Source organism: Bradyrhizobium sp. USDA 4341, from assembly GCF_054063755.1.
In genome coordinates this window covers 2,225,424-2,244,933 of record NZ_JBSSGO010000002.1, presented here as the reverse complement: position 1 = coordinate 2,244,933, position 19,510 = coordinate 2,225,424, and the positions used below count along the sequence as shown (strand labels likewise).

The following is a 19,510-nucleotide window of genomic DNA, read 5'->3' as shown; positions in this document are numbered from 1 at the left end:
GCGCTCGCGCTACTCGTACAACGTCCACCTGGGCTCGATCACACTCGTAATATGCGACTGACATTGCCTCCGCTTTGTTGACCGCTCCTCGTCCTCGTCAGAAGTTCAGCAAAACGCGCATCCACACAGAGATGCGAAATAATGGCTCAGGGAGGTACGGTGTGATCAGAGCGACCATTCTTACGCTGGCGATTGCGGTGAGTTGTGCGCAAGCCTTCGCCCAATCGGGCGACAAGAAGTACGATCCCGGTGTTACAGATCAGGAGATCAAGCTCGGGCAGACAGAGCCCTATAGCGGTCCTGTCTCGTCGAGCTCGGCACTTGGCCGCGGGGCAACCGCCTATTTCGAAAAGATCAATCGCGAAAAGGGCGGAATCAATGGTCGAAAGGTCAAGCTGATATCGCTCGACGATGGGTATAGCCCGCCGAAGGCTTTCGAGCAGGTACGCAAGCTGGTCGAGGAGGAGGGGGTACTTGCGATTGTCGGGTCGAACGGCTCGCCGACCGGAGTGGCGTCGCAGGCCTACCTTAACAAGGCGCAGGTACCGCAACTGTTTCAAATCTCGGGCAGCAGGAAATTCAACGATCCAAAGCATGCGCCCTGGTCAACCGGGTTCTTCATCCCGTTCTATACTGAAGGGCAGATCTTCGGCAGATTGATCTTGAAGTCCTGGCCGAATTCCAAGATCGCCGTTCTGTATCCGAACGACGAACTCGGCCGGGAATATCTTGCCGGGCTGCGCGCGGGTCTTGGCGATAAGGCTGACGCGATGATCGTGAAGGTCGCAAATTACGAATCGACGTCGCCAACGATCGACTCCCAGGTTGCCCAGCTTGCTTCGTCCGGCGCGGATCTGTTCTTCAACGCTGCGCTGACCAAGTTCGCCTCACAGTCGATCCGCCGTGCGCGAGAGATGGGTTGGAATGCACGAATGATCGTTCCGTCGATCTCCGGTTCGATCGGTGCAATTCTTCGCCCTGCGAGCCTGGAGAATGCAAAGGGGTTGATAAGTTCGCAATGGCAGAAAGATCCCACCGATCCGAGGTGGGCTGACGACAAAGACGTCCGTGACTACATGGAGTTCGTCAAGGCATATCTTCCCGGTGTGAATCCCGAAGAGACTGCGTATGCGACGGGTTACATGGTCGCAAATCTTATGGAGACGATTCTGAAGAGTTGCGGAGACGAACTGACACGAGAGAATGTCATGAAGCACGCGACAAATCTGAAGAACGTCTCCCTGGTGTTGGGGCTTCCAGGTGTCACGTATGAGAACTCTCCCGAAGATTACAACATCATCCGCAACTTGCAGTTTGTCGAGTTTGACGGGACCAAATGGACCCCGTTCGCCGCACAGGTCGGCAACTAGACGTTGGCTCTATCCTTGGCGGCATACGTTCGAAGCAGGTGGAATTGGCATGGCAAGTCCAGAATTCGCGGCGTTCCTGAACACATTGCGGTCCAGGCCGACGCCTGCCGGTCTTTCAATTGCGGAGTTGCGTGAGCGCTTCTCAACCTTGGCCACTCAGTTTGTACCTGATCCTGACTTGCAGTTCGAGCCGGTCGATGCGGATGGCGTCTCCGCCGAGTGGTGCGTTCCGCCGGAAGTTCGGGCGCATGGTGTGCTGCTCTTTCTCCATGGCGGCGGCTACTGCATCGCCTCGGTTCGCGATTATCGCGAATTTGTCGGTAGACTTGCCAAGGCGACGCGCTGCAGGGTGTTGAGCGTCGAGTATCGGCTGGCTCCCGAGCATCCGTTTCCAGCGGCGCTGAATGATGCAGTCCGAGCCTATCGATGGCTGCGGACTTCGAGGCCTCGCCAGAATATCGTGGTCGGCGGAGACTCGGCCGGCGGGGGTCTTTCGATGGCCCTGCTTATCAGCCTCAGAGATGCAGACGAACCGCCCCCCTGCGGCGCGTTCCTGATCTCGCCCTCAACCGACCTGGCAAAGGAAGGGGCGTCAATGCAAAGCCGCGCCGCGGTGGACCCGATCATCACACCAGAGACGACTTTCCGATATGCGAAAGCGTATGCCGGAGAGCGAAGCGTCCGGGAGCCGCTGATCTCGCCGCTATACGCCGATCTCGGAAATCTGCCTCCCTTGTTCATCCTGGTGGGTGACTGCGAGCGGTTGTTGGATGACTCAACGCGTCTAGCGGACAAGGCGCGCGAGGCGAATACCCAGGTGATGATCGAAGTCTGGGACGAGATGATACATATCTGGCCCTTCTTTGCATCCCTACTTCCTGAGGGACGGGCCGCGATCCAGCGAGTCGCGGAGTTTGTCGGTGACCGATTTGAAGCATCGCGGCAGGATCAAGATTGATATCGCCGAGCAAGGCATTGTGACAGCCAGACCCGGCGATCAGCAGGACGAGAACGTGACATTCACCTTTCGCAGCGAGCCGCCCGTCTGCGGCTGGTAATCTTGATCGCAGCTTCATTTCGACCCTATCACGTCGAACAAGCTCGCGATCCAGGCAACCTGGAATACCAGCGCAAAGGCGACAAACAGAACATGGTATCGCTTGGAGTTCGAAATAAGTGCTCCTATCGTGCCGCCGATCAGCAAGCCCTGCCTGATCGGATAATACCAACCATAGACTTGGTGATAGTAGCTCGATCCCTTCAGCAACGTGTCGAGAACGTCGACCAAGAGCAAAATCAAAATGAGACCATAGAACGTGTTCCTGTGATCCCAGAAATACTCACTTAATCCACTGTGATCTCCGACGTTGTCGGGGAAGGCCATTGCAGACAGCATAACGAAGACAACGGAATAGCATATGAGAAGAAAATAGCTTTCGAATGTCCATCGCGCGATTCCGGACAACGCAAATTCGAACCACCAGAAATGGATTATGGACAGGAATACAAAGACAGCCCACCCAAGATGGAGGAGATCGATTCGTTCCTTTCCGGGATGTTGAATAAAGCGCGTTACGCCAGTGACGAGTCGGGCAACACTGATGCCCAGTATCATCCCGACGATGATGCGAATATGGACGAATATCTCATGGCTTTGATTGAGATCGCTATGGCCATCCATCCAAATTTATCTTTCTGGAGCTGACGTCGTAATCAGCTTCGTCTCAAGTTTCGTTGACGGGCGAAGGAAACTGCATTCGATAGATGATTGATCTGAGGCAGTTCATCTCAGGATGAGGGGCGCATCTTCGGGCCGCGCGATCGGCGCAGCGCGTCACGTCGCGCGCCTTGACTACTAGCAACTTATTAAACTCCTGTTGGTAGGTCCACACATGTTCGCATGTCAGACTAGCGTTACGAGTGATGCAGCCCCCTGAAGGCTGCCGGCCTGCGACTTGGAGAGCTTGATGTTACATACCCCCGCGTTTTCCCTGGTCCTCTTCAGCTGGCTGAGGCAGATCGGGGAGATCCTGCTTCTGATAGGGTTGAGCGGCGAAGTCGCTCTTCTGGTTCTTGGGATCTCGAAAGGTGCCTGGGAGCGAAGGCTGGCGATTGCATTTGCTGCACTCGTCTTGGTCGGCTGTGGTCTGGAGTATTGGGCCGATAGCCCGAGGACGTTCGGCCCTGCGTCGCAACAACGATTGGCCGCCGCCCTCAAGGAATTTCGTGGCACTGCATTCGATTTCTCGGTCGAGCTTGATCCCGAAGCTGTTGCCTTGATGGAGGATATTGGACAAGCGCTTGATGCCGCAGGCTGGAAGAGACAGGCGGTCCTACCTGGCTCTGGATATATCCCTCCCGGAAAGCCCGCGGCCGGCATCGTCGTGCTCAAGGGGGTCGAAGTGCAGATTGCCGAATCGCGACAGTCGGATGGAGGAGCGCTTGATAAGCCCGCCGCCGCCCTCTTGCACGCCATGCGGAACGAGGGATTGACCGCTGTCGCAAGGCAGGTCCCGGATGGTCAAGAAAGCGCCGACGCGATTCATATCAAGATCGGCGCCAAGACATAGCAGATACTGGCGGCTGTCGATCGGTCGCCCTACCCATTGAGTTCAGCGACACTCACTGGACTTTCTTTCGGCGGACTGCATATTCGTCGTGACAATCGCCGAGATTTGTACTTCTCAATCAAACACTGGCTTATTTACCATTGAGCGCTGCGCCGCGCGTTTGCGCCGTGCACGGATTACCATCAACCTTGAATGACAACTCTCTGGCGCCAATTTCAACTGGCCAAGTAGGCGCATTTCGCTCGGGACCATTCTCACTACGCAAGCTGACGGTGGAGCTGGCCGCGCGCGGGATCAAAGCCGATCGGCGTCGCATGGGTTTTCGTTCACGCTGAAGGACCGAGCTTCAAAAAAGGATCCGGCCGGCAGCGCAGGATCGTCATGACATCGGCCGCGTCGGCAGCCAAAATCCACAACCAAGATCGGGAAAATGCACAATCCTCGAATATCACATCCGTGATTTCTGATCGCGAAATGCGCAGCTAGACTAGACGCTGAACTCAAGGGCTTGTCACAGTGCGGGGGCACGCATCGATATCACGATAACAGCTGGGTGTGGTTCGGGCTCTTTCCCCGACGAGAGGAATCAACATGATTTGGCGATCGACGATCCGTCCAGGTCTCAATCAGATTCATGACTAAGGCCGCCGGACCGGTTGCCGCGGGCGGGAGCGACCTGCCGCTCGCCGGCCTTGTGATTCTCGAGATCGGCAACAAGCTGGCGCCGGTCTGCGTTCGTCTGGCAACGTCGCTGGCGGGCAGGATTGTGGCCGACCTCGGTGCCCGGGTGATCAAGCTTGAACCACCAGGTGGCGATCCTGTGCGGCACAAGCCGCCACTTCTGCCGCGCGGCTCCGCAGCGACGGCGCGTAGCGCACTGTTCGAATTTCTCAACGCCGGGAAAACCTCGCTGGTATTGCCGGACGATCCGGGCGCGGCGCGCGCGTCGATCGAAATGCTTCTGAGCAAGCGGATCGACGCCGTCCTGCTGGAGGATGGCGATGATGCGCGTGCAGCCGTCGTTGAACGCGGCATCGCCGTGGTCGAGGTCGCGCGATGGCCGGATACCATGCCTGTCCCCGGTCCACGGCTGTCGGAATTCACTGCTCTCGCGCTCGGCGGTCTCCTGGATATGGTGGGTGATCCCGATCGCGAACCGCTGCGGCTCGGTGGCCATCAGGCGTCCTATTCCGCTGGCCTGTCCGCGTTCACCGCATTGATGGCGCTGTTCGCGGAGCGCGATGCCGGCCGCCCGCTGCTACCCGCCCGCATCTCCCTAATCGAGAGCGTGATGTGGGTGAACTGGAAGGCCGTTGCCGGTGTCGATGGCGACGGCAACGCGCCGACCCGCCAGGGCGCCAGTTCGGAATTTCAGGTGGTGCGCTGCCTCGACGGTTGGATCGCGGTGGTCTTTACGGTGACGCAATTTGAGAATCTGCGCGACCTTGTCGATAACCCGGCCCTGCATGACGCGAAATTCTCCACGCGCCAGGGTCGCCTTCGACACATTCGTGAGCTCTATGAGCATTTGTCGCCCTGGTTCGCAGCACGGACACGGACGCAGGTCTATGCCGAGGCGCAAGCGCGGAGTGTCCCGCTCGGACCGGTGTGCCGACCGGTCGACCTGCTCGACGATCCGCAATGCGGGGCGCGCGACTTCATCGTTGCCACGGGCGATCCTTCGTTTGGTGCGTTGCGTTCGCCGCGGCTGCCGGTGCTGTGGAACGGCCGCAGTTTTGCACCGTCCGAAGCCGCTGAGCCGTCAACGCTGGAGGCGGTGCTCCGATGAAACCGCTCGCCGGCGTTCGCGTCGTTGATTTCGGTCAGCTCACCGCAGGCGCCAACACCTCGGCGATGCTGGCCGACCTCGGGGCCGATGTTATCAAGGTTGAATCGGCGAGCTTCCTGGATCTGTTCCGTTCCATCGGCAGCAGCCACGAGACGGCGCCGGGATGGTGGAACCGGTCGCCGCAGTTTCGCTTCACCAATCGTAACAAGCGCGGGGTGGCGCTCGACGCCAAAATTCCGGAAGGCCGGCGCGTGGTGCAGGATCTGATCGCCAAGGCGGATGTGGTCGTGGAAAATTTCCGCCGTGGCGTCCTCGAACGGCTGGGGCTCGACTATGCGACCCTCGCAAGTCGCAATCCGCGCATCGTCTTTGCCTCGATATCGAGCCAGGGCGAGACCGGGCCGTATCGACTGCACGGCTCGTTCGGCTCGACGCTCGATGCGATGGGCGGCATTGCGGCGCTGACCGGCTATGACGGCGACAAGCCCGTGATCAGCGGGCCGCACGTCAACTATCCGGATCAGGTGGTGTCGCTGTTTGTCACCGGGATGATCATTGCGGCGCTGCGCGAAGCACGGCGCACCGGCAAGGGCGCGCTGCTCGACATCTCGCAACGCGAGGTGACGAGCTTTCTGATTGGGGAAGAGATTCTCGCCAGTTCAGTCGACCCTGGACGCGCGGAGCCGCGCCGGCGCGGCAACGCGGAGGAGGGCGTTGTCCTGCAAGATTGTTTCCTGGCATCGGACCGCCGTTGGGTTGCCGTGACACTGGAGGATGATACCGACGTCGCACGCTGCCGCGCGATTGTCGGCGACGCACTGAACATGCGAACGGCGTTGGTTGGATGGTGCGCGGCGCGCCCGGCGGCCGATGCGGCTGCGGCGCTTGCTGCGGCCGCGTTGGCTGCTGCGCCGGTGCATGATGGCGCCGCTCTGAAGCGCGAGCGACGACTCGCCGGTCACACGCTGGTCTGGCACCGCAACGGCGAAGTGGTCAAGGGCATGCCCTATTGCTTTGGCGGCAACGGACTCACCGTTACACGCGACGCGCCCGATCTCGGCGAACACACCGAAGACGTTTTGCGAAGCATTGTCGGGCTTGATGAGGGAGCGATCCGGCGCCTTGCAGAACTCGGCGTCACGCGTGCCGAGCCCGGCGCGTGAAAACGAACACTGGAGATGGCAATGAACGTCCAAGAGATCGCCGGCAAGCTCGAAATCCCCGTCATCCTGGCGCCGATGTTCCTGGTCTCGACCCCGGCGATGACGCTCGCGGCCTGCTCAGAGGGCTTGATGGGCAGCTTCCCTGCCCATGGCACCCGGACACGCGAGATGTTTGAGGAATGGCTGATCGAAACCACCAACGGCCTGAAACGCCTGCATGACCAGCCCGCCGGCAACACGATTGCGCCGTTCGCGGTCAACCTCGTGGTGCATCCGTCGAACACCCGGATGGAAGGCGATCTGGAACTGTGCATCAAGTATCGGGTGCCTGTGGTGCTGACCTCCAAAGGCGCGCCTACCGATGTAATCGCCCGCATTCACGACTATGGCGGCGTGGTGCTGCACGACATCGCCAACCGCCGTCATGCTGAGAAGGCGCTGGAGGCGGGAGTCGACGGCGTGATCGCGGTGGCGGGCGGCGCCGGTGGGCATACCGGGACGATCAATCCGTTCGCGCTGATGAATGAGGTGCGCCGCATCCATGACGGTCCCGTGGTGCTGGCCGGCGGTATGACCACCGGCCGCGACGTGCTGGCGGCGCAGGCGATGGGCGCGGATTTCGCCTACATCGGCACCCGCTTCATCGCCACCATGGAGTCGTCGGCGCCAGCGGGCCAAAAGCACATGATTGTCGAGTCCAATGCAACTGACGTGTTCTTCAGTGCGTCGATCGACGGCGCCCCCGCAAACTGGCTGACCAAGAGTTTGCTTACGGCGGGCATTGATCTGGACGTGCTGCGCACCACGCTGCCGGGCAAGGTGGTCGCGGCGGCCGAAACGCGCAAGCGCTGGAAGGACATCTGGACCGCGGGCCATGGCGTCGGCAACATCGACGACATCCCCTCTACCGCGGAATTGTGCCGGCGGCTGAAGGCCGAGTATCGGGCCGCCGCGGCGGCGTTGCGCCCGGTTCTTGCGACTATACCTAGCGAGAATTCGGTGAAGGTGGGGCGCGACGCGCGGGCGACCGCCTGATCGAACTGCTGATGGTTCGCCGAGTTTAGAACGAGCATTCAAGGATCGACCGATGACGCACCTGCTCCGCAGCGTTCTGTTTATGCCGGGCTCGAATGCGTGCGCCCTCGGACAGCCTCATTCTCGATCTCGACGATACACTGGCGCCAGATGCCAACGCCGTTGCGTGCGCAAATCGCACAAGCCGTGACGGCGGTCGGCTTCTGGCGGGGGCACTGAGTGCATGCTTTCACCATACGACCCCCGTCTGCGATTAGGGAAAACACGAGAATGAAAATGACAGACCTGACGTTGAAGCTGGCGCGTCATAGTGTCGGTTATCGGGACGCCGATCTCGATGCGCGCGCGGTTACGGTCGCCAAGCAGTGCATGCTGGACTGGTTCGGCGTCACCCTTGCCGGATTGAATGAGGCTGTCGCCCGGATTTTGCGCGATGAAGTCGCGGAGAATTCGCGTGGACGATCGTCGATTGTCGGATCGACATTCGCATGCGCGCCTGCCGATGCAGCGCTGGTCAATGGCACAACCTCGCATGCTCTCGACTATGACGACGTTCATCCTCTGGTCGGGCACCCGACCGCTGCTATTCTGCCGGCCGCTTTGGCCGTCGGAGAATCGGAAGGCCGCAGCGGGATGGACGTCCTTCGGGCGTTTATCGCTGGCTACGAGGCGGCGGCTTTCGTGGGGGCGCTGGTGATGCCCTCACATTACGCGCGCGGCTTTCATTCCACGGCGACGCTGGGGTCGTTCGGTGCCGCGGCTGCAGCCGGCATTCTGATGAACCTTGACGATGCGCAGATGGCGATCGCGTTTGGTCTTGCTGGAACCCAGGCAGCGGGATTGAAATCGATGTTCGGAACCATGGCGAAGCCATTTCACGCCGGCCGGGCTGCAGCCAACGGTGTTCTTGCGGCCCGGCTTGCTGCGCGCGGATTAACCGCCAACCCGGGGGTGCTCGAGGTCGAGCAAGGGTTCGTCGCTACGCAAAGCGATGGCCTTGCGGCGGATGAACCGCGGTTGCCACGTCCCGGAAGCACGATTGTCAAGACGCTCTTCAAGTATCACGCCGCATGCTATCTCACTCATTCAACTATCGAAGCTGTCAGCGCTTTGCGTCACCAACTCTCCCTGAACGGGGAGGACGTTGCCGCGATCGACGTGCATGTCCCGTCCGGGCATCTATCGGTTTGCAATATTCCCGCACCGAGGACCGGACTGGAAAGCAAGTTCAGTCTGCGCCACGCGGCCGCCCTTGCCGCATGCGGCAAGGACACGGCCGCGACCGAAACATATTCGGATGAAAATGCTACCGATTCAGTGCTGACGGACCTCAGAGACCGCGTCACCGTCCGCGGCGACCGGCCGCCGGGCCACGATGCGCGTGTCGTCATCAAAAGCCGTGCTGGCCAGGTTGCCGAAACCCACCTTGATGTAGGTATTCCCGACACGGATATGAACCGTCAGAGTAAACGTCTCGCGGCAAAGTTTCGCAGCCTTGCGGCTCCTGTGATCGGTGTCGAGCCGGCAGACAAGCTTCAGTGCAACATCGCCACTTTGGATACATTGCATGATATCCGCGCTTTGATGGACTGATACGTGAAGCTTCATGTAGAAGTCGAGGCAGGGGGCAGGGGTCCCCACCTGCTTCTCGTTCACGGCTTTCTGTCGAGCCGCGTGCAGTGGCGGCCGAATCTTGCGGCTCTGAAGGAATACGTCCGGCCGGTGATCATCGAGTTGTGGGGGCATGGTCGCTCGCCTGTGCCGGAAGATCCAGCAGAGTATGGTGTGACCAGCTACATCGACGCCTTCGAGGCGATCCGGCGCGACCTCGGCGTCGATCGCTGGCTAGTGTGCGGACAATCCTTCGGAGCCGGTCTGACGATCCGATATGCGCACAGCCACCCGACGCACGTGTTCGGCCAGATATTCACCAATTCGATGTCTGCGTTGTCCGCACCTGGCGAGCGGGCTGGCGGCGCGGAATTGATGGCGCGGGCCGATGCCCTGGAGAGAGGCGGCCGCGCTGCCATAGAAGCGCTGCGCTTTCACCCCCGCTTTTCGACCCGCTTTCCGAGCGAAGTGAAGCAGGAGATGTTGGAGGATGCAGCGCTAATTCAGCCGGGCGCCATCGCCAATGCCATTCGCTACACCACCCCGCTGCTCTCTGTGGTCGATTGCCTCGGTGAACTGAAGGCTCCAAGCTTGCTGGTTAACGGTGTTTGGGAGCGGCTATTCCAGCCGCTGCGCGACCGCGCCGCAAGACTGCTGCCGTCGCTTGCTATCGTGGACCTCGAGGGCGGGCATTCCATCAATGTCGAGGCACCTGCTTCGTTCAACGACGCGGTCGCGGGTTTTGCAGCCAAGTGTACGCCAGCTGCGTGAGCTCGTTGTGCCACCTCATCGCAGGCAATCTAGCAATCACATATATGATTATGCGCGTGGCGCGGCTCATTGAGGTGGACGAACAGTAACGAGGTTGCCACTGTCGGCCTACAGCAACGCTGCACGTTTCCGATGTCTTGGAATCGCAAACGCGAAAGAGATCAAGCTGAGGAGAGACCGAGATGGCCACCGACCCTGTCGCGGAGCTGAAAGCAAAAGCGAAGCCGTGGCCGCGCGGCAACCGGTTCGAGGACTTCACCGTGGGGCGTGTTTTCCGGCATCACTGGGGCCGCACGCTGACTGCAGGCGACAACACGCTGTTTACGACCCTGACGCTGCATTACAACCCGCTTTACACCAACGCCGACTATGCGCGGGCACACGGCTACGCAGATCTGGTCGTGTGCCCGCTGCTTCTGTTCAACACAGTGTTCGGACTGACGGTTGAAGATCTTAGCGAAGGCGGCGGTCCGTTCCTGGGTGTCGATAAGCTCACCTATCATCGGCCGGTCATCGTCGGCGAGACCGTCTACGCGGAAAGCGTGGTCTTGGCTTGCCGTCAGACCGAGAGCCGCCCGAACTATGGGATCGTTACTTGGCATACCAAAGGCTTCGATGCGCAGGGTGTCCTGTTGGTTGACTATCAGCGCAGCAATCTTGTGAGGAAGCGCCCATGACGACATCATCCGACGATGCTACCGCCGCAGGCGACGGCAAGGGTTATTTGACCGATGAGCGCAAGTTGATCCGCAACGCTGCGCGTGAATTTACTATGAAAGAGGTTTTGCCGGTCGCAAACCGGCTGGACCCGCAGCAGGGCATGATCCCCATGGAGTTGCGCCAGAAGATGGCGGACATGGGCTATTTCGGAATCAGGATACCGGAAGAGTACGGCGGTCTCGGCCTCGGTACATTCGAATACTGCCTGGTTACCGAGCAATTGGCGCGCGGATGGATGTCGGTCGCCTCGATCATGGCGCGGGGCCAGGCGGGTTGGCTGCGGCTCGGCGGCGCGTTGTCGCCGAAGAATGCAGACCGGATGCGGCGCGCGGCGCGGGGTGAGTTTCTGCAGGCTGCGGCATTGTCAGAGCCCGGTACCGGCTCGGATCTGGCGTCCATTTCGTGCCGGGCAGTTCGTGACGGCGACGAGTGGGTGATCACTGGGAATAAGTACTGGTGCACTTTTGCCGATGGTGCCGACTACATCACGGTGTTCGCTCGGACCTCGCCGTCACCTTCGGCTGACAAGCGTCACCTCGGAATATCCGCTTTCTTGATCGAGAAGCCGCGTGGCACATTGCCGCCGAACTGCGAAGGAAATCCGATCCCGAAGATCGGCTACTTCGGCTGGAACACCTACGAGCTGTCGTTTCAGGGCACCCGGGTGCCGGCCGACTCGCTGATCGGTGAAGAAGGCAAGGCGTTCTATCTGATGGCCTACGGCCTCGAGGCGGCGCGGGCCCACACCGCGGCACGTTCGATCGGGCTGGCGCAAGGGGCGCTCGAAGATTCCATCGCCTACGCTCAGGAACGAAAGCAGTTCGGCATGCCGATCAGCGAATTCCAGGCAATCCGCTTCAAGATAGCGACCATGGCAACTAAGATCGAGGCGGCCCGCCAGTTGCTTTACTACGTCTGCAATGAGATCGACCAAAAACGGCGCTGCGACTCGGAGGCGTCGATGGTGAAATACTTCGCCTCCGAGATGGCGGAGGAAGTGACCTCGGAGGCCCTCCAGATTCACGGCGGCGCCGGATATACCAAGCTGCATGCCGTCGAACGCTATTGGCGCGATGCGCGGCTCACCAAGATCTTCGAAGGCACCTCGGAAATACAGCAGCGCATCATCTCCGACAACCTGCTCGGCCGTTCGGCGATGGACCGCCGCATGATCGAGCAGGCCTTTGCCGCGCATTTGGCGTGAGAAGACAATGAGCAATATCAGCAGCCGAACATCGTCGAGCAACTACTTCGAGAATTTTGAAGTCGGCCAGACCATTGCCCATGCCCGCGGCAAGACCGTCACTGAGATGGATAATGTTCTGCTCACAAACATGGTGATGAATACCGCGCAAGGTCACTTTAACGAGCACTTGATGCAGCAATCATCGGACGTTCCCGGTTTCGACACCCGTGTCGTCTATGGCGGCATCAACTTTTCCATGGTGATTGGGCTCGCCGCGCAGGACACCGGTGAGCAGGTGCTCCAGGAAGTCGGGATGGACAAGATCCGCCTGAAAGCGCCGGTCCACCATGGCGATACGCTCTACGCCTTTACCGAGGTGCTCGAGAAGACGGATGCCGATCGCGCGGACGCAGGCATCGTTCGGTTCAAGCACTTCGGAATCAACCAGCACGACAAGCTTGTTTACGAGGGCGAGCGCACGGTGCTGATGAAGCGGCGCAGTGCCTGGGCGAATCGGTAGAGGCGCCGCATTTTCGTCCCCACATCGACGCGCCGGCTCAGACAACTCAGTTCAGCACCTGGAGATCATATCCATGACCAAGCATATCCGGCCTAAGCGCCTGCGCCGCTGCCAGCTCTCGGTGCCGGGCAGTTCGGAAAAGATGATGGCAAAGGCGGCTGCACTGGATCTCGACTACGTGTTCTTTGACCTCGAGGACGCCGTCGCGCCCGACCACAAGAAGGCGGCGCGCAGCAACATCGTCAAGGCCCTCAACACGCTGGAATTTGGCCGCACCGTCCGCTGTGTCCGCATCAACGATACGGCGACTCGATTCTGCTATGGCGACATTATTGATGTGGTGCAAGGAGCTGGAGAGAAGCTCGATCTTATCATGATCCCGAAGGTGCTCGATGCCGACGATGTCCTGTTCGTCGACAAGCTTCTCACCCAACTGGAAAAGGATCTCGGAATCAAGAACCGGATTGGCCTCGAATGCCTGATCGAGGAGGTCGAGGGCATGATGAACATCGAGCGCATCGCCGCCTCGACGCCGCGGCTTGAAGCGTTGATCTTCGGCATGGGCGATTATTCCGCGAGCCAGGGCGTAGCGGTGGCGGCGATCGGCGGCTCCGGCGGGTATCCGGGCGACATCTGGCACTACCAGCGGCATCGCCTGGCGATTGCTTGCAAGTCGTTCGGGATCGATCCTGTCGACGGTCCCTATGGCGACATCCGGAATCCGGAAGGTTACCGGGAAGAATGCCGGCGGGCGATGACCCTGGGGTTGGTCGGAAAATGGGCGATCCATCCCTCACAGGTCGATATCTCCCAGGAGGTATTCTCCCCGACGCGAAATGAAGTCGATCGTGCCCGTGCCATGAAAGCTGCGTTCGACGACGCGCTTTCGAAAGGATTGGGAGCGGTGATGTATGAGGGCAAGATGATCGACATCGCATCGGTCCGGATCGTCAACAATGTGGTCGAGCGCGCAAATCTGATTGGGATGTGAAGATCGCCAGCATGTTTCCTGATGAAGGCTGCTCTTACCGGGTGAAACAATGATCGGCACTGCACCGACCGGCGCGCTGGAGGGCGTCCGCATCATCGACCTGACCCAGATGCTGGCCGGACCGTACTGCACGATGATGCTCGCCGACCAGGGGGCTGAGGTAATTAAGGTCGAGCCGCTCGAAGGCGATGGCACCCGGGCGGCGGGCCCTTTCCGGGTCGATGACACACAGCAATCGTTCGGCGGGTATTTTGCGAGCGTCAATCGCAACAAGAAAAGCATCGCACTTGACCTGAAGAGCGCGGAAGGTAAGGCAATCCTCATTCGTCTGTGCAAGAGCGCCGACGCGGTCGTAGAGAATTTTCGAGCCGGCGTGATGGAGCGGCTTGGCTTGTCTTACGAAAGCCTGCTTCGCGAAAATCCGCGGCTGGTCTACGCTTCGATCCGGGGCTTCGGCGATCCACGGACCGGACGCAGCCCTTATGCCGACTGGCCGGCCTATGACCCGGTAGCTCAGGCCATGGGCGGCATCATCGGGATCACCGGCGCAGATGCGGATACGCCGATCAAGGTGGGACCGGGGGTAGGCGATTTGGTGCCGGCCACTATGGCGGCCTTTGGAGTGGTTTGCGCCATTCTGCGCGCGGGAAAGACCGGTGCGGGGCAATATGTCGATGTGTCGATGGTCGATGTCGTGCTGTCGCTCTGCGAGCGGATCGTGCATCAGCGTGCCTTCCAGGGCCTCAATCCTCATCCGGAAGGCAACCGGCATCCGCTGCTGGCGCCGTTCGGCATGTTAAAGGCGCGCGATGGCTGGGTAACCGTCGCCGCGCACACCGACGAATTCTGGAAGAAGCTCTGTGGACTGATGGGACGCGAGGAACTGATCGACGATCCGCGCACGGCGACTGGTAAGGCCCGGATCGCTAACAAGGATCTGGTCTATGGGGCGGTCCAACAGTACGTCGGCGATCACACCAAGGAGCAGCTCATCGAGCGCCTGGGTGGCAGGATTCCGTTCGGGCCGGTCTATCACATCGACGAAATCGTCAAAGATCCGCATTTCGCCATCCGCGAGATGATCGTCGAGGTCGAACAACCCGGTTGTGACACGCCGGTGACCATCGCGGGGATCCCCATTCGCCTGACCGAAACGCCCGGATCGATCCGTCGCCGCGCGCCGATGCTGGGTGAAGACACTGAAGAGATACTCCGGACGATCGGCTGCGTGCCCGGCGAGATAGTGAGCTGGCGACAAGCAAACATCCTGAGATAGAGGCTCTATTTTCCGCGTAGATGCCGCCTCATCACCTTGATGATTTCGTCGCGCCGTTCTTCGATGCGCATCATAGGGCCACCGACGCCGATTGCCAGTGTCGTGGTGTCGGGCTGCTCCGGAACCAGCATTGCGATAACGTTGGCCCCCGGTGTCATTTTGCCTCTGCTCTCGGCAAAACCCTGACTTCGGATCGATTCGATTTCCGCCATGAATTGCTGCTCTTGAACGCGGTGGGCGCTGTCCTCAGCGTCGGCGTTGTTGCGACGGACGATCGCCCTGATTTCATCATTGGTCTTTCGGATCAGCAGCATGCGGCCAAGCGCCGAGCAGGTCATTGGCCGAAGTATGCCGACTTGCGTCGCGAGCAAGACGCCCTGGCTCGGAACGACGATATGGACGTACTGCATGTGCGGGCCGTTCTGGAGGCCCAGTAGCACGGTTTCGCCGATCGCATTTCCTATCGCATCCATGGTGTCGGTGAGCGGGCCACTCTCGAACAGGCTGTGCTGGATCCAGCTTCCAAGTACGGCAACGCGATAGGTCGGCCGAAACTTCCTGGTTTCAGGCGTGTAATCCAGATAACCGAGCTTCAGCAGGCTTTTGAGCAGCATTGTGGTACTGGACTGCGGGAGAATGAGTGCGCCAGCGATCTCGCCGACTGTCGCAGCGCGCTTAGTCTCCCGGAAGTATTCCAGAATCGCCAGAACGCGTTCTGCGGATTTAACCGCTGCGCCCGCCGCTAGTTTCGATTTTGCCGACATGCCTAAATCGCGTAGATTTCTCGCGCTGATCATGCTCGTCTGCGGTCCGGAAGTCTACGACCGGCGAGGGCGATTTCTTACGACCGCCTAGGTCGCGAGGTCTCTACTGCGATTGTCCGCTCCCGATCTCGCCTACAATCACCGATCCAAACGGGTGCCAGCTCTCGCCTTCAAAGCGCATCGTCTGCATCTGCTCGATCGGAAAGAAATCGGTGGCGGTGGTGTTGATTCGGATGCCCGGCAGCAGCATCTCCAGTTCGACTTCCTTCAAATTTGCTGCCTGCTTCATGATGTTCGCGTGTGTGAGATCATCGCCACACTGCGTCAGGACCTGCACGAGAGTCTGGGCGGCGAGGTAACCGTAGACGCTCAAGCTGTTGGTTTTGTCGCCATCCGGATAGTACTTGTCCATAAAGGCGAGCCAAACCTTTGTGGCGGGATCGTCCTTCCAGGCCAAGTCGGTCGGATCTTTCGTGTAGGTGCTGGAGATGATGCCCTGCGCGTGCTCGAAGCCGGCAGGTCTTACGACCGAGCCCACGGAGCTGGAGATGCTTGCGAGGAAGTGGACCGGGGTCCAGCCGATCTCGGCGATTTTTTTGATGGCCTGGGAAGCGGCCTTCGGCGTCGCGAAGGTCATCATGATGTCGGCGCCAGAAGCCTTCAACGCGACGACCTGTGAATCGATCGTCGGGTCGGTCGCCTCGTAGGTCTTCTCGGCAACAATCATGGACTGGGCCTTTTCACCAAGACCGTCCTTGAGCCCCTTCACATAGTCTTTGCCGAAATCCTCGTTCTGCCAAAGAATGGCAATCTTGCCGTTCGGATGGTGTTCAAGAATGTATTTGGCGAAGATGCGTCCTTCGCTCTGGTAGGTAGGCTGCCAGCCGATCGTCCAGGGGAAGCCCTTGGGGTTTCCCCATTTGGTCGCTCCGGTTCCGACGAAGAGCTGCGGCACCTGCTTTGCGTTCAGATACTTCTGGACAGCGGTATTCGGGCCGGTGCCGACGGCATTGAAGACGAACAGCACCTCATCATTTTCCACCAGCTTACGTGTTTGCTCGACGGTTTTTGGGGGGCTGTTGGCATCGTCGTAAGAAATGAAGTTGATCTTGCGGCCGTTGATGCCTCCCTCATCATTGATCTTCTTGAAATAGGCGGCCTCAGATTTGGCAATCGCTCCATAAGATGATGCCGGGCCACTGTAAGCTACTGTGTTTCCGATCCTGATCTCGGTGTCGCTGGCGCCGACATCATATTTCTTCTGCGCGAGGCTTGGGGTGCTGAAGCAGGCGGCGGCAAGGCACACAATCGCGAGACATGCTAGGTGGAAAGATCTCGATGCCATGGTTTCTCCCTGACGTCCGGACACGGGCTCACCGCTGAGAGGAGGTGGCTTGCCCGCGACACTGACGCGGCAAGACTTGCGTCGGTCAGAGGGAGGGTCAAGCCGCTTTGGCGCGCAATTCTCGAAGCATCATGGATGTGATGAATGAGACTCGCCCTCGAGATACTCGGGGCTTTGCGTACGCAACGACCCACTATCACGTCCGTGATTTACGATGGCGGGAGACGCGCCTAGACTGGACAAAGAGCTCGCCGCTCTCAGATCGGTGAATGTCCTTTCATCGGCGTCCAACGGGCAGAGATGTTATTTGGCATGGGGGTCCGACGCCGATCGGTATCATAAGTCGCTGATTGATCTTCCAAGTGTGGGGTCAATGTTGGGAGCCCATTCACACGCTGGCCACTCTTGCGTCAGTGCAATCGCAGCCGAATCGCCGTGCTCGTGATTGTTTCGTGCGGTGTTGCGATAGCCATGTCGACAACATCCAGTGATCCCGTGCACGCGTAGATGTACTTCAGGCGCCACAGCGATCCGAGCTCAGGCGTGAAAATGAAATCGCCAGATGCAAGCGCCCTCGCGACTAATTTGACAGCATCGCTATTTTTGATCCGCGAAACCAGCACGGAATCGATAAGGGCGGCGAGTGTCATGCCATCTGTGAGCATCACACGTGCGACGTCATCACCGCGCGTGCTGCGCAGGGCTGCTGCGATTGCCGCGACTGCTTGTGGGTCTCGGAGTGGCTGAATCATCTGGCCTATCTTACGCCCCAAGGGGGAGCCCGTCTGTGGCTGGCCCTTTTTTACCTATTCTGAATGAACTTCGCGGTTGAGATCGGCCGGCGGGGCGCTGCTCTCGGCACGCAACGCGGCGCCCGGCACCTGGCGCGCCCATTTGCTGGTCGTCGGCCTGGTCGGCGCCGCCCTGCTCTATGGCGACGGCGCGATCACGCCGGCCAGTTCCGCGCTGTCGGCGATCGAAGGCCTGAAGGTCGGCGCGCCCTCGCTGTCGTCGGCGGTGGTGCCGCTCACCCTCGACCTCCTTCATCTCGAGTGCGATTTCGGTCGGCGTGAGGATCTCTTTTCTGAGCAAGATACAGGCGAACGCCACGATCCAGCGCTCGTAGTAGGTCAGCTTCGCCACCATCCATTTCGGCCCGCTCCACCGTATTGACGACGCTGCTCCTATTTGTCGTGCCGATATGCCCGGAGACAGGCTACCCGCATCCAGTCGTACTGTTCAGCCAACATCAGTACGAACGCACGCTGGCCATGGCGTATGATCTCGACGGGCTCGCAACGAGCGTAACGAGACGCCTATTGCGGATTCCATTTGCCGCGAAACTCTCTCGGCGTAACTCCGGAAAAGCGTCGGAAGGCGCGAGTGAAGTGCGCAGGGTCGGAGTAGCCGGAAGAAAATGCGACATCGATAATCTTGGCATCCGTATCGCGCAGAAGTTTAGCGGCATTTTCAAAGCGCACTCCGTCAAGGAGGTCAGAATATGAAACGCCGGCGCTTGAGAGCTTACGTTGAAAGCTTCTGATGCTGATGCCGGCCATCTCTGCCATTTCTGCGATCGTTGGAATTCGATCGTCCAGGTAGGATGGCAGCATCAATTTGACTGCAGAGACGATTTCGTGGCCGGACGGCCCAACGTCGTCGTTATGTGAAGGTGCCAACGTCTCGCTTGCGAGATTGGGGAAATCCAGGAATGAAATGGGAATATCGATCCATGAGGAATTCGGATCCGATATGAAGCGGGTATTTTGCCAGGACGACCGGGTCTCGAGGCTCGGCTCATAGCGGGCTTCGAAGGCCATCGTCGCCGGAATCCAGTGGGGGCCGGAAAATTGTCGTACGATATGCATCGACATGACATTCTGAAGCCACTGCGAATGCTCAAGATGCGGCACCCCGGCCGTGTCCGCAAGCTTGCTGCAAATTCTCACGTGACTGTCGTCGCGCTCCAGCCACATACTCAAGTTCGTGTCTTCAAGCGCTGCCCATTTGCACAATTGCTGCAAGGCAATGAACAGCGTCGGCGAGAAGCGGATGATGGCGCGCATCTTTTCGCTCAGGTGGCAGAATTGCAGCCGGCGCGCAGCCTGGAATCCAATGTCTGTGATGCCTTGCGACCGCTGTGCGGCTTCCGCGAAACGTACGGCTAGCAGGATTGGGATGTAGTGCTCTGGCTTTTCTTCCAAAGAAGCTGGAAGGCGAAACTTGGTCAGCAACGCCTCCGTTGGGGCACCGATCTCATTACAAATGTGAGCGAAAGGGATAATGAATTGGCAACGAGTTAACGGAAGTACGGTCATTTTTGGGCTCTCGCGCAGAAATTGAGTTCGGCGACTTTCCAGCTTCGGTGTGCAGCGCGGCTGAGTTGCCGAAAGCTTAGA

19 protein-coding genes and 2 pseudogenes are annotated in these 19,510 nt (G+C 59.5%); 15 read left to right on the top strand and 6 right to left on the bottom strand.

Features of this window, described 5'->3' with window-relative positions:
- Positions 1–161 precede the first annotated feature (161 nt).
- From ACVIGB_RS16715 to ACVIGB_RS16705, 3 genes are read left to right on the top strand one after another with little or no spacing between them, the layout of a single operon-like run.
- Entirely contained in the window at positions 162–1,370 is a 1,209-nt protein-coding gene (locus ACVIGB_RS16715) for an ABC transporter substrate-binding protein (RefSeq protein ID WP_456721791.1), read from the top strand.
- Between the two features lie 49 nt (positions 1,371–1,419).
- Positions 1,420–2,328 carry an alpha/beta hydrolase gene (locus ACVIGB_RS16710; RefSeq protein WP_456749168.1) on the top strand — a complete coding sequence of 303 codons (909 nt, stop codon included), beginning with the start codon at positions 1,420–1,422 and terminating at the stop codon, positions 2,326–2,328.
- Positions 2,291–2,428, top strand: coding sequence for a hypothetical protein (locus ACVIGB_RS16705; protein WP_456725319.1), 138 nt, complete (start codon positions 2,291–2,293; stop codon positions 2,426–2,428). Before ACVIGB_RS16710 ends, ACVIGB_RS16705 begins: the two co-directional genes overlap by 38 nt.
- Positions 2,429–2,442: 14 nt before the next feature.
- On the opposite strand, the gene ACVIGB_RS16700 is transcribed toward ACVIGB_RS16705, so the two are convergent.
- Positions 2,443–3,051 (bottom strand): hypothetical protein, encoded by a 609-nt coding sequence (locus ACVIGB_RS16700; protein WP_456721793.1) that lies wholly within the window; start codon positions 3,049–3,051, stop codon positions 2,443–2,445.
- A gap of 286 nt (positions 3,052–3,337) precedes the next feature.
- Here ACVIGB_RS16700 and ACVIGB_RS16695 point away from each other — a divergent pair, with 286 nt between their 5' ends.
- The 11 genes from ACVIGB_RS16695 (at position 3,338) to ACVIGB_RS16645 (ending at position 15,002) form a co-directional block, all read left to right on the top strand.
- Positions 3,338–3,940: a hypothetical protein gene (locus ACVIGB_RS16695; protein WP_456721794.1), complete on the top strand. Its 603-nt coding sequence runs from the start codon at positions 3,338–3,340 to the stop codon at positions 3,938–3,940.
- A 634-nt stretch (positions 3,941–4,574) separates the two neighbouring features.
- Positions 4,575–5,729, top strand: coding sequence for a CoA transferase (locus ACVIGB_RS16690; RefSeq protein ID WP_456721795.1), 1,155 nt, complete (start codon positions 4,575–4,577; stop codon positions 5,727–5,729).
- Positions 5,726–6,892 (top strand): CaiB/BaiF CoA transferase family protein, encoded by a 1,167-nt coding sequence (locus ACVIGB_RS16685; RefSeq protein WP_456721796.1) that lies wholly within the window; start codon positions 5,726–5,728, stop codon positions 6,890–6,892. Before ACVIGB_RS16690 ends, ACVIGB_RS16685 begins: the two co-directional genes overlap by 4 nt.
- Before the next feature lie 21 nt (positions 6,893–6,913).
- Positions 6,914–7,927 carry an NAD(P)H-dependent flavin oxidoreductase gene (locus tag ACVIGB_RS16680; protein WP_456721797.1) on the top strand — a complete coding sequence of 338 codons (1,014 nt, stop codon included), beginning with the start codon at positions 6,914–6,916 and terminating at the stop codon, positions 7,925–7,927.
- A gap of 276 nt (positions 7,928–8,203) precedes the next feature.
- Complete coding sequence (locus tag ACVIGB_RS16675) at positions 8,204–9,520, top strand: MmgE/PrpD family protein (protein ID WP_456749167.1); 1,317 nt, start codon at positions 8,204–8,206, stop codon at positions 9,518–9,520.
- 3 nt (positions 9,521–9,523) lie between these two features.
- Entirely contained in the window at positions 9,524–10,309 is a 786-nt protein-coding gene (locus ACVIGB_RS16670) for an alpha/beta fold hydrolase (protein WP_456721799.1), read from the top strand.
- 182 nt (positions 10,310–10,491) lie between these two features.
- Positions 10,492–10,986, top strand: coding sequence for a MaoC family dehydratase (locus tag ACVIGB_RS16665; RefSeq protein ID WP_456721800.1), 495 nt, complete (start codon positions 10,492–10,494; stop codon positions 10,984–10,986).
- Positions 10,983–12,233 carry an acyl-CoA dehydrogenase family protein gene (locus ACVIGB_RS16660; protein WP_456721801.1) on the top strand — a complete coding sequence of 417 codons (1,251 nt, stop codon included), beginning with the start codon at positions 10,983–10,985 and terminating at the stop codon, positions 12,231–12,233. Before ACVIGB_RS16665 ends, ACVIGB_RS16660 begins: the two co-directional genes overlap by 4 nt.
- A 7-nt stretch (positions 12,234–12,240) precedes the next feature.
- Entirely contained in the window at positions 12,241–12,735 is a 495-nt protein-coding gene (locus ACVIGB_RS16655; RefSeq protein ID WP_456721802.1) for a MaoC family dehydratase, read from the top strand.
- Positions 12,736–12,808: 73 nt separating this feature from the next.
- Positions 12,809–13,726 carry an HpcH/HpaI aldolase/citrate lyase family protein gene (locus ACVIGB_RS16650; protein WP_456721803.1) on the top strand — a complete coding sequence of 306 codons (918 nt, stop codon included), beginning with the start codon at positions 12,809–12,811 and terminating at the stop codon, positions 13,724–13,726.
- Positions 13,727–13,775: 49 nt separating this feature from the next.
- Positions 13,776–15,002: a CaiB/BaiF CoA transferase family protein gene (locus tag ACVIGB_RS16645; protein WP_456721804.1), complete on the top strand. Its 1,227-nt coding sequence runs from the start codon at positions 13,776–13,778 to the stop codon at positions 15,000–15,002.
- 5 nt (positions 15,003–15,007) lie between these two features.
- On the opposite strand, the gene ACVIGB_RS16640 is transcribed toward ACVIGB_RS16645, so the two are convergent.
- From ACVIGB_RS16640 to ACVIGB_RS16630, 3 genes are all read right to left on the bottom strand, one after another.
- Positions 15,008–15,799 carry an IclR family transcriptional regulator gene (locus tag ACVIGB_RS16640; protein WP_456721805.1) on the bottom strand — a complete coding sequence of 264 codons (792 nt, stop codon included), beginning with the start codon at positions 15,797–15,799 and terminating at the stop codon, positions 15,008–15,010.
- Positions 15,800–15,869: 70 nt separating this feature from the next.
- Positions 15,870–17,111 (bottom strand): ABC transporter substrate-binding protein, encoded by a 1,242-nt coding sequence (locus ACVIGB_RS16635; protein WP_456721806.1) that lies wholly within the window; start codon positions 17,109–17,111, stop codon positions 15,870–15,872.
- A gap of 410 nt (positions 17,112–17,521) precedes the next feature.
- Positions 17,522–17,863 carry a hypothetical protein gene (locus tag ACVIGB_RS16630; protein WP_456721807.1) on the bottom strand — a complete coding sequence of 114 codons (342 nt, stop codon included), beginning with the start codon at positions 17,861–17,863 and terminating at the stop codon, positions 17,522–17,524.
- Between the two features lie 94 nt (positions 17,864–17,957).
- Between ACVIGB_RS16630 and ACVIGB_RS16625 the strand changes: the two are divergent.
- Positions 17,958–18,155 (top strand): annotated as a pseudogene (locus ACVIGB_RS16625) (KUP/HAK/KT family potassium transporter); the annotation flags it as partial.
- A gap of 24 nt (positions 18,156–18,179) precedes the next feature.
- On the opposite strand, the pseudogene ACVIGB_RS16620 reads toward ACVIGB_RS16625, so the two are convergent.
- Positions 18,180–18,257, bottom strand: a pseudogene (locus tag ACVIGB_RS16620) (nitrile hydratase); the annotation flags it as partial.
- A 170-nt stretch (positions 18,258–18,427) separates the two neighbouring features.
- Positions 18,428–19,429, bottom strand: a complete 1,002-nt coding sequence (locus tag ACVIGB_RS16615; protein ID WP_456721808.1) for a helix-turn-helix domain-containing protein — start codon at positions 19,427–19,429, stop codon at positions 18,428–18,430.
- Between the last annotated feature and the right edge of the window lie 81 nt (positions 19,430–19,510).